General features: G+C 66.3%; 8 protein-coding genes. 5 read left to right on the top strand and 3 right to left on the bottom strand.

The window, feature by feature from the left end:
- The first annotated feature begins 156 nt into the window (after positions 1-156).
- From AC5RWU_RS17245 to AC5RWU_RS17230, 4 genes are all read left to right on the top strand, one after another.
- Positions 157-615: an SRPBCC family protein gene (locus tag AC5RWU_RS17245; RefSeq protein ID WP_494037104.1), complete on the top strand. Its 459-nt coding sequence runs from the start codon at positions 157-159 to the stop codon at positions 613-615.
- A gap of 45 nt (positions 616-660) precedes the next feature.
- Positions 661-1,362 (top strand): dienelactone hydrolase family protein, encoded by a 702-nt coding sequence (locus AC5RWU_RS17240; protein WP_494037105.1) that lies wholly within the window; start codon positions 661-663, stop codon positions 1,360-1,362.
- A gap of 68 nt (positions 1,363-1,430) precedes the next feature.
- Positions 1,431-2,441 (top strand): GlxA family transcriptional regulator, encoded by a 1,011-nt coding sequence (locus AC5RWU_RS17235; protein ID WP_494031608.1) that lies wholly within the window; start codon positions 1,431-1,433, stop codon positions 2,439-2,441.
- A gap of 100 nt (positions 2,442-2,541) precedes the next feature.
- On the top strand, positions 2,542-3,180 hold the full coding sequence (locus tag AC5RWU_RS17230; RefSeq protein WP_494031607.1) for an HD domain-containing protein: 639 nt from the start codon (positions 2,542-2,544) through the stop codon (positions 3,178-3,180).
- A 93-nt stretch (positions 3,181-3,273) separates the two neighbouring features.
- Here AC5RWU_RS17230 and AC5RWU_RS17225 read toward each other — a convergent pair whose 3' ends face one another.
- Together AC5RWU_RS17225 and AC5RWU_RS17220 are read right to left on the bottom strand one after the other, a co-directional pair.
- Positions 3,274-3,477, bottom strand: coding sequence for a cold-shock protein (locus AC5RWU_RS17225; protein ID WP_494031606.1), 204 nt, complete (start codon positions 3,475-3,477; stop codon positions 3,274-3,276).
- A 177-nt stretch (positions 3,478-3,654) separates the two neighbouring features.
- Complete coding sequence (locus tag AC5RWU_RS17220) at positions 3,655-8,604, bottom strand: ExeM/NucH family extracellular endonuclease (RefSeq protein WP_494031605.1); 4,950 nt, start codon at positions 8,602-8,604, stop codon at positions 3,655-3,657.
- Between the two features lie 396 nt (positions 8,605-9,000).
- On the opposite strand from AC5RWU_RS17220, the gene AC5RWU_RS17215 reads away from it, so the two are divergent.
- A complete protein-coding gene (locus AC5RWU_RS17215) occupies positions 9,001-9,324 on the top strand; it encodes a hypothetical protein (protein WP_494031604.1) in 324 nt (107 codons plus the stop codon).
- 80 nt (positions 9,325-9,404) lie between these two features.
- Here the strand turns inward: AC5RWU_RS17215 and AC5RWU_RS17210 are convergent, their stop codons facing one another.
- Entirely contained in the window at positions 9,405-9,716 is a 312-nt protein-coding gene (locus tag AC5RWU_RS17210) for a hypothetical protein (RefSeq protein ID WP_494031603.1), read from the bottom strand.
- Positions 9,717-9,844: the final 128 nt, after the last annotated feature.

Raw genomic sequence — 9,844 nt, 5'->3', positions numbered from 1 at the left:
TCGGCCGCCAACACCGGTCCACCACGCCGCCAGGCGGAGGATTTCAAATGAGGCAACGTATACCGCTACGCGGAGGTTTTCTATGAGTCAACGCGGGCTCTTGACTCCAGCGTGGACAGGACTACTCTCCAAACACCGGCTGAAAGGAACAGCGCCATGACCGCTGACGAGGAGTGGGAGGACATCACTGTTGTCCGGGTGTTCGACGCACCGCGGGAGAGCGTGTTCAGGGCCTTCATCGATCCGGACCTGGCTGCACAGTGGTTCGGGCCGGACGGCAGCCGGGTGCCGCGCGAATCCGTGGAGATCAATCCCCGGCCGGGCGGGCACCACCGGATCCAGCTGTACATGGCGGAAGAGCCCCAGGTCCGCCGCGAACTCGACGCCACCTACACAGAGGTGGCGGAAAACGAGGTCCTGGCCTGGGACGAATCGTGGGCCGGACCCGGGCACGAGCAGGGCGGCATTACGAAATCCCGCTTCGAATTCACGGAGCACGGGGGCAGGACCCGGCTGGAACTGAGGAGCGGACCGTACCCCAGGAACATGGCGGACTGGGCGCGGGCGCAGTGGGAGAGTTCCTTTACCCGGCTCGAAACCCTGCTGGCAGGGTAGGGCGTTGCCTAGACTGAAGCCGTACGCGATCGAATCGAGGAGGACATCTTGGCTGAGAAGACCCCGCACCAGAACGTGACTTTCCCATCCGCCGGCGAACAGGCCCACGGCTACCTGGCCCTCCCAGAGTCCGGCAAGGGCCCGGGCATCATTGTCATCCAGGAATGGTGGGGCCTGACGGACCACATCCGGGACGTGGCCGACCGGCTGGCGGCCCAGGGATTCGTGGCGCTGGCGCCGGACCTGTTCGGCGGCTGGATCACCCACGACGGCGACGAGGCCGGCGAAATGATGTCCAAGCTTCCGGAGGAGGAAGGCGCGCGGCTGCTGGCCGGCGCGGTGGACTACCTGCTGGCCAGCGACGCGGTGACCAGCGAAACCGTGGGCGCCATCGGTTTCTGCATGGGCGGCGGTTTCGTGCTGTCGCTGGCGGCGCAGCAGGGCGAGCGGATCAGCGCCGCCGTACCGTTCTATGGCGTCGGCCAGGGGGTGCCGGATTCCTACGAGGGCGTGCGCGCCGCGATCCAGGGCCATTACGGCGAGCAGGATGGGTTCTACCCGGTGGAGCAGGCCAAGGCGCAGGAGGAGCAGATCCGCAAGGAGTCCGGCGCCGAGGTCGAGTTCTTCTACTACGACGCCCCGCATGCCTTCCACAATGACGAAAACCCGCAGGGCAACTACCGCCCGGAGGAAGCCAAGCTCGCCTGGAGCCGAGCCGTGGATTTCCTGAAGGCCAAGGTGCGCTGACCGGTCGCGGGGCCTGCTGCATGGCACGATGGTGCCATGCAGCAGGCCCAACACTCCCGGATCCGCCCATGAGCCGGACCGTCACGGCCCGGAAGCGGCGGATCGGCATTCTGGCGTTCGACGGGGTTAAACTGCTCGATGTTGCGGGCCCGGCCGAGGCTTTCAACGAGGCCAAGCTGCTGGGTGCCGACTACGAGCTGGTCTTCCTCTCCCCGGACGGGCGCGACGTAACGTCATCCGTGGGCATGACCGTCTCCGTGGCCGCAGCTGCAGCGGACCCGGATTCCTTTGACACCGTCCTCGTGGCCGGAGGCGACAGCCTGCCGCTGGGGATGGTCTCCGAAGAGCTGGTGGAGGCGGCGCGGCACCTCTCCCGGCACACCAGACGCATGGCGTCCGTCTGCACCGGCGCTTTCGTCCTTGCGGAGGCCGGCCTGCTGGAGGGCCGCCGCGCCACCACGCACTGGCAGCACACCGAGGAGCTGGCCCGGCGCCACCGAAGTATCCAAGTGCAGCCGGACGCCATCTTCATCAAGGACGGAGGCCTCTACACTTCGGCCGGAGTAACGGCGGGTATCGATCTTGCCCTGGCCCTGATCGAGGAGGACTGCGGCGCCGATCTGGCACGGAACGCGGCGCGTTCGCTGGTGGTGTACATGCAGCGCTCCGGCGGCCAGTCCCAGTTCTCCGCGCCGCTGCATGGAACGGCGCCGCCCGGTTCGCCCCTGCGGCTGGTCCTGGACACCATCCGTGCCGATCCGGCGGCCCCGCATGCGGTCACGGAACTGGCGGAGTCGGCCCATCTGAGTACCAGGCATCTGACCCGGCTGTTCCGCCAGGAGCTGGGAACTACGCCGCGCAGCTACATAGCGCTCGTCCGGTTCGACACGGCCCGGGCCCTGCTGGACGCCGGGTACAGCATTTCCGAGGCGGCGCAGCGGTCCGGCTTCGGAAACCCCGAGGCCCTCCGGCGGTCCTTCGTGGCACACATTGGCTTGCCGCCGTCGAAATACCAGCGGCGGTTCGGCTCTACTGCGTCGGGAAACGGGATCGGTCCCGGCCCGGATGTCCGGATCTGAGGGAAAGCCGTCCGTCCCGGCGGTGCCTGACGGGGCCAGCCCGGGAAAGGATGGAGGGTAGAGCCAGAACCATGTGCTCGCTGAGACGAAGGAGCTTTCCATGACAGAGGTAATCGCCGGCATCGCCATCCCCGACACCAAGCTGGTCGCGGACGCCACGGAATTGGTGCAGAAGGCCACCGATGACCTGCTGTTCCACCACTCGCGGCGCGTCTTCCTGTTCGGCTCGCTGCAGGGCCGGCGCCTCGGGCTGACCGTAGATCCCGAACTGCTGTACGTCGGCGCGCTGTTCCACGACCTGGGGCTGACCGAGAGCTACGGCAGCCAGGACCTGCGGTTCGAAGTCGACGGCGCCAACGCGGCCAAGAGCTTCCTGCTGGACCACGGGCTGTCTGAAGCGGATGCGGCGAAGGTCTGGACCGCCGTCGCACTCCACACCACCCCGGGCGTGCCCGAATTCATGGAGCCGGAGATTGCTTTGGTGACAGCCGGCGTCGAAACCGATGTGCTCGGAATCGGTTACCGGGACCTGGATCCCGCCGATATCGCAGAGGTCACGCAGGCCCACCCGCGACCGGACTTCAAGCGGCGCATCCTGCAGGCGTTCACCGATGGCAACCGGCACCGCCCGGAGACGACGTTCGGCAACGTCAACGCCGATGTCCTGGAACACTTCTGCCCGGGCTTCCAGCGCACGGACTTCGTGGAAGTCATCAAGAATTCGGACTGGGCCGAATAGCAGCACAGACCGGCACCGCTGGAAAGCGAACGACGGCGGCTCCTCAGGTTCCGTGGCAGCAGGAACCGGAGGGGCCGCCGTCGTCAGTGTCCGTCAGGCGGGGCGGATGTTTTCCGCCTGGAGTCCTTTCGGGCCGGTGGCGACGTCGAACTCGACGCGCTGGTTCTCCTCCAGGGAGCGGTATCCGCTGGCCGTGATGGCGGAGAAATGGGCGAAAACGTCAGGGCCGCCGTCGTCGGGAGTAATGAATCCGAAGCCTTTGTCCGCGTTGAACCACTTGACTGTACCTGTTGCCATGTCTGCATCCTTCTTGACGCCGCCGGACCCCGCATCTGGAGGTCCTGTCCGCCGTCATAGGACAGGCTATTGCCGACCGCGGCGCCCGGCAATAGTCCGCCGCAGATCCCCGGCGAAAAACAGGCTGGCCCCGGCTTTGGTGAGCCGGGGCCAGCCTGTTTCAGCGGACTTGGAAGCTTAGAACTTCGCGTCGAACCGGTAGATGAAGGCCGCGATGGCGTCGCGGTTCACCGCGGTGACCGGACGGTAGCTGCCGTCGTCCCAGCCGGTGGTGATCTCCTGCTCCGCCAGCCAGGCGATCTCCTTGTAGAACTGGGTCTGCGGGGTGACGTCCGTGAAGGGCGAAACCTCCGGCGCGGTGTATTCCGGGCCGCCGGCCAGCCGGTACAGGAAGGCTGCCACAGCGTCGCGGTTCACCGAATCCCACGGACGGAACGTGCCGTCTTCCCAGCCGGTGGTGATCTCCTGCTCGGCCAGCCAGGCGATCTCCTTGTAGTACTGGGTCTGCGGGGTCACGTCGGAGAACGGCGAGACCTCCGGAGCCGTGTACTCGGGGCTGCCGGCCAGCCGGTACAGGAAGGCGGCCATGGCGTCACGGTCGATCGGCTGCCACGGACGGAACGTGCCGTCCGCCCAGCCGGTCGTGATGCCCTTGGCGGCGAGCCAGGAGATCTCGTCCTCGAACTGGGTTCCGGCCGGAACATCGGCGAACTTCGGTGCCACCGTGGTAGGGATGACCGCCGTGGTGTTGGACGCGGAGGCGACCAGGTAGAGGCTGCCGCCGTCGGCCGTTTCCGGTACCGTCACGTTCACGTCCGCGGCGCCTTCAGCGACCGCGGCGGTGCCCAGGGAGATGTCCTCACCCTCGGCGGGCCGGTAGAACACCTCGACGGAGGTATTGGCCGGGCTGCCCAGGGAGGTCAGGTCCAGCTTGGAGGCCCGGAAGCTGACTTCCTGGCCGGCCACGGCGATTTCCGGAGCTCCGGTGATTGCCACACCGCGGCGCTCGAAGTTCGGCTCCAGGCCCGGGTTGTCCGTCAGGAAGGTGACCCAGGCATCCCGGTCGATCAGGCCGGAGTCCTTGGTGTCCGTGCCTTCAGTGAAGACGCGGAAGTTGTCCCCGCCCTGGGCCAGGAAGCTGAACGTGCCGATCCGGTAGCTTTCCGCAGGATCCAGCGGTTCGCCGTCGACAGTCACGGAGGTGATGTGGCTGCCCAGCGGAGCGTCCGGGTCATAGGTGTAGGAGACGTTCTGGGACAGGCCCAGGTTCAGGAACGGGCGGCTGGGGATGGTGCCGTCCGCGTTTGTCTGCCACTGCTGTTCCAGCAGGGTCTTGAACTGGGCTCCGGTCAGGGTGGTGGTCCAGAGGTTGTTCACGAACGGCAGGACCGCGTTGGCCTCGGCGTAGGTAACCACACCGTCCGGGGCGTGCAGCAGTTCGGCGCGCAGGCCGCCGGGGTTGACGACGCCGATCTGGGCGCCGCCACGCTCCGGCGCGGACAGGGAGCTGACGAGGGAATCGGCTACTAGGTTGCCCAAGGTGGATTCGGAGCTGCGGTCGTCCCGCTTGTCGCCGACGAAGGCGGTGGTGATGTCCGCCGAAACGGTGCCCACCGGCTGTTCGCCGACTTCCTCGGCGGTGGCCAGGGCGGCATCCACGATGGTCTTGACCGTGGCCACGGCCGGGAAGGCCGTCACCAGGGATTCGGCGCTCTCCGTGGTCCGGGCGACGTTCGCCGCCGTGTGGGCCACCAGGTCGTTGGTCTCGGTGTCGATGGTCAGTTCGATCTGGCCGATGTTCTCGCCGTAGCTGCCGGTCTGGACGATCGGGCGGGTGCGCTCCGGGGCGCCGGGAACCGGCACGCTCCACGCGTACTGCTTGTGCGTATGGCCGGTGAAGATGGCGTCGACCTCAGCGGAGGTCTGCGTGACGATCTCGGCGAACGCGCCGCCGTCGGTGATCTCCTCCTCGGGAGTGGAACCGTCCGGGGTGCCTTCGCCGGCGCCTTCGTGGTATTCGGCGACGATGACGTCGGCCAGATCCTGCGACTCGATTTCGGCAGCCACGCGGTTCACGGCCTCGACCGGATCGCCGAAGTCCACGGTAGCGATGCCGCCGGGGCTGACCAGCGACGCGGTTTCCTGGGTGACGGCGCCGATGACGGCGACCTTCACTCCGTTGACATCGAAGATCTCGTACTCGTCCAGGACCGGGGTCGTGGTGCCCTTTTCATAGACGTTGGCGCCCAGGTACGCGAAGTCTGCGTTGGGCTCCTCCGCGCCGATGATGCGGTCGGTCAGGTCGGACAGGCCGGTGTCGAATTCGTGGTTGCCCACAGCCGAGGCCTGCAGGCCCAGCGCGTTCAGCACGTCGATGGTCGGCTGGTCCTGCTGGATCGAGGAGGCGAAGACGGAGGCACCCACGTTGTCACCGGCGGACAGCAGCAGGCTGCTGCCCTCGGGGGCACCGGCCTTGAGCTGTTCGATGGTGCCCGCGAAGTTCACGGTGTTCGAGTCGATGCGGCCGTGGAAGTCATTGATGTTCAGCAGGTTGACTTCCGCAGTGGTTTCCGCGGCTCCGCCGAGGTTCAGCCCGACCAGGATCGGGTCGTGGTCGCTGGACCGGTACGCATCCGCCGTGTAGAAGTTGGTGGCGTTGTAGTTGTACCGGCTGTATTCCAGCGCGATGGACTCAACGGAGTTGATGTTCCAGATGTCGGCGCCGGTCACAGTGGCGTCGGCACCGGGGGAAGCCAGGATGTGGTCCAGCGAGCCGACCATGCCGCCGAAGGCATAGCTGTGCTTGCCGGTCTTGGCGCCCTGGTTGACGTAGCCGGCCTCCTCGAGGACCCGCATCGGATCCTCGGCGGCGTAGGCGTTGAAGTCGCCCATCAGGAAGACCTTGTCGGTTCCCTGCCGCTCCTGTTCGGCGTCGGCGAATTCCACCAGCGCCTCAGCCTGGGCTGTGCGGGCCAGGTTGGAGTTGCCCTGTCCCTGGTCGGTATCCTCCGGCGTCGCGGGGGAGCCCTTGGACTTGAAGTGGTTGACGATCGCGATGAACTTGTCCTCGTCACCGGCGCCGGCGGGCTTGAAGGCCTGGGCCAGTGGCTGGCGGGCGATGCCGGTGAAGGCCTCGTGGTCCAGGATGACGGACTCGCCTACCGGTTCCACAGCGTTCTTCTTGTAGATGAAGGCGGTGCGGATCACGTCCTCATCGGCGGGCAGCACGGCGGGGGAGCGGACATAGTCCCAGGTGCCGGGGGCGGCAGCGTTCAGCGCGTCGGTCAGGGCGGCGAGCGCCATGTCGCGGTCCTTGCCGAACGTCGCCGAGTTCTCGATCTCCTCGAGGGAGACGACGTCGGCGCCGAGGCTGTTGATTGCGGCGACGATCTTGTCCTGCTGGCGCTGCAGGTTCTCGGCGTTGGCCGCGCCGCGGGCGTCACAGCCGCTCTTGACGGTGATCGGATTGTTCTCGCGGTCCGTGTAGAAGGTGCAGCCGGTGAGCTGGTCGCCGGTGGTTGCGAAGTAGTTCAGCACGTTGAAGCTGGCCAGCTTGACGTTGCCGCCGACGTTGGCCGGAGCCGCCGTGCGGGTGTCGTTGAAGAATGCGGGCTGGACCGTCCCGGCGTTCGCCGGGGTCAGCTCCGCCAGCGGCTGGAACCGCCACTCGTCGTAGCGGAAGTCGAGAACGACGCCGGCAGTAAAGTCCGCTTCCGAACCTACCCGGACGTGATGCTCACCGGTGAGGTACGGCAGCGGCTTGTTCTTGTTGGCGTTGTTCATGAAGTTGGTGGTGGCACCGTCGTCGAGCGTGACGGCGCGCGCCTCATTGTCGGCGACCACGGCATCGTGCTCCGGGGTGCCAGGCAGACCGGCGACGGTCGGCTGGAGCAGCGCCGGGCCGTTGGCGGCCAGACCGATCTCGCCGTACTGGTTCAGTCCGTAGTTGTCGGAGACCGTGTACGAACCCTGCGGGTCGAGGAGCATACCCTCCAGGGCCTCACGCTCGGTGTCGGTGTCCGGGAACTCGACCGTGGCTGCCTTGACCTCTTCGGCTGCCTCATCCAGCTTGGTCAAGCCGCCGGCGGCGACGCTGAGCTGGGTCAGGCCGTAGTACTCGCCGACCGTGCCGGTGACCTCGACGTAGTCGCCGGTCTGGACTTCGCCGACCGTGTCCTTGGAGTAGACGAAGATGCCATGGGACGCGGCGTGCGACTCCAGGTCACCACCGGTGCCCGGGGTCTGGATGTAGTAGCCGTTGAAGCCACCGGTCGGGTAAGCGGCCGTGACCTTGCCGCGCGTGGTGACCGTGGTGTTCAGCAGTGGGCTGGCATCTCCGGTGCCCTGGATCTCGGCGATCGCGGTGACGTCCGCCGGGGTGGTCGGCTCAGCTGTCGGTTCTGCCGTAGGTTCCGCGGTCGGTTCAGCCGTGGGGTCCGCGGTCGGCTCTTCCGTCGGCTCCGGGGCCGGCTCGGCTGCGGAGTTCTCCGGGGTGATCTCCGGGCTGAGGGAGAAGTCTGCCTGGTTGTTATCTGTGTCCGCGAAATCGGTGCGGTTCAGGGACCGGACATCCTGGTTATTGTCCGGCGACTTGGCCGCTACGGTTTCGAACGTGTTGGACGTGCCGTAGCCCAGCAGGTCCACCACGCTTGGGTGCATGACAACGGAACCGATGCCCAGGTCAGCCACGGCCGCGGCCTGGTTGGACAGGACCAGCGTGCCCTTGGTGCCGGAGGGGCTGAGCGAAGTGACGGCGTCGGGGGCCGGCAGCTCGGCACCCGTGTCGCCGTTGCTGTTCAGCTGGACCAGGAAGGTCTCGTTCGCTGGAATGGTGCCTTCCAGCGGTGCTACGCCATTGGGTGCAGATGCGCCCTCGGCGGAACGGTACTGCAAGGACCAACCGGCCAGGTCCACCGGTGCGCCGGTGGTGTTGTACAGTTCGACGAACTTGTTCTTGAAGGCCGCGCCGGCGCTGCCGCCGGACAGATACGCCTCATTGATGATGATGCCGGAGCCGGCGGGTGCCGCGGTCCCGGTTGCCGCTGCAGGTAACGCGCTGATCGGAGCGGCCATCAGGCCGCACGACAGGGCTGTCACCAGCAGGGGCTTCCATGACGGATATGTCATTTCAGAAGTACTCCCCCTGGAGATGGCTCAAGTTGAGCCTCGAATGGATTGGTGAACCGGCCGGCGGCGCTAGCTAAATGATCGCCGCTCAGAAAGATCCCGACCAGAGCCAATCACCGGCAGATGAACGGATGTTGACCGAGTGTTTAACGGGGCCGTGGGCAGGCTGTTGGGCTGGTCACGTCCGGGCGGACCTTATTGGTATAGGCAATGAGAAATTCCTCATCGGCACCTCATCTGTTTCTCACTCCGACCTGCGAAAAATGATGCAGGAACACAAGGAAGCAAGGACCCGGGAAGCCTGAGGGCTCCGCAGCGATGGGAAGCCGGCACTGCATCCAAGGACCTGACCAAGTGCCGGAACGGGCACGCAGAAACCAGTGATAGGACAGGACAATGAAAAACGCGACCAAGAAGCTCATGGGGTCAGCGGCTCTGGCAGGGGTACTGCTGGCCGGAGCACTCGGCGGCAGCAGCGCCGCCATGGCCAAGGGCGGCCTCGACGACGGATTGGAACCCGGTGACGACCATGGTGTGCATGCGCCGGGCCACGTTGATCCCGGCGAAGTGCTGGCCAAGCATGGCGCGGATGACCTGATTCCGGAGGCTCCGCACCTGGAAGGCGCGGATGACGGCGTCGTCGTGCTGGCCAAGCATGGCGCGGATGATCTGATTCCGGAGGCTCCGCACCTGGAAGGCGCGGATGACTTCCTGATCTAGGATCAGCTGAAGCCGGATCATAACGACGGCGGTGCCTTAGGTTCCCTTTTCCTCGGAACCTGAGGCACCGCCGTCGTGGGTTACGAGGCCTTGGCCTGGACGACACCGGGATAGTGGGCCCAGCCGCCGTGGTCGACGTCCAGGACGGCGCCGTCCTCGCCATAGCAGATATTGACCGGTTCGCCGCAGTGTTCGCAGTCCGCATCCGGACAGACGTCCCGCAGGTCCCCGGCGTAGGCGTGGGCGAAGCTCCGCTCCCACTCGTCCACCTTGCACATGGCCCAGGCATCGCCCTGGTCGGCGAGCATGGTGAGTTCCTCGATGGAATAGCGCCGGCCGGGTTCCGGGTGGAGGCGGCTGCCGCGTACCGAACCGTTGGTGATCGTGCTCATATCCTCACGGTAGCTTCCGCCGGTGACGGTATTCGGGAAGCGACCCGGAGTGTGTGCCATTGCTTTCAGTTGGCCGGGAGCGAAGAATGGCCCATGGTGGGCTCCGGGCCATCAGCACTTCCCCAAAC

It is taken from the genome of Arthrobacter sp. B0427-1-12, assembly GCF_059092905.1.
Note: the sequence above shows the minus strand (reverse complement) of the source record. Positions and strands in the feature narration are given on the sequence as shown.

What these genes read in the sequence shown, in the direction of transcription:
- AC5RWU_RS17215 (WP_494031604.1), top strand. Translation starts at nt 9,001, where the DNA reads ATGAAAAACGCGACCAAGAAGCTCATGGGGTCAGCGGCTCTGGCAGGG.
- AC5RWU_RS17235 (WP_494031608.1), top strand. Translation starts at nt 1,431, where the DNA reads ATGAGCCGGACCGTCACGGCCCGGAAGCGGCGGATCGGCATTCTGGCG.
- AC5RWU_RS17245 (WP_494037104.1), top strand. Translation starts at nt 157, where the DNA reads ATGACCGCTGACGAGGAGTGGGAGGACATCACTGTTGTCCGGGTGTTC.
- AC5RWU_RS17225 (WP_494031606.1), bottom strand. Translation starts at nt 3,477, where the DNA reads ATGGCAACAGGTACAGTCAAGTGGTTCAACGCGGACAAAGGCTTCGGA.
- AC5RWU_RS17230 (WP_494031607.1), top strand. Translation starts at nt 2,542, where the DNA reads ATGACAGAGGTAATCGCCGGCATCGCCATCCCCGACACCAAGCTGGTC.
- AC5RWU_RS17220 (WP_494031605.1), bottom strand. Translation starts at nt 8,604, where the DNA reads ATGACATATCCGTCATGGAAGCCCCTGCTGGTGACAGCCCTGTCGTGC.
- AC5RWU_RS17210 (WP_494031603.1), bottom strand. Translation starts at nt 9,716, where the DNA reads ATGAGCACGATCACCAACGGTTCGGTACGCGGCAGCCGCCTCCACCCG.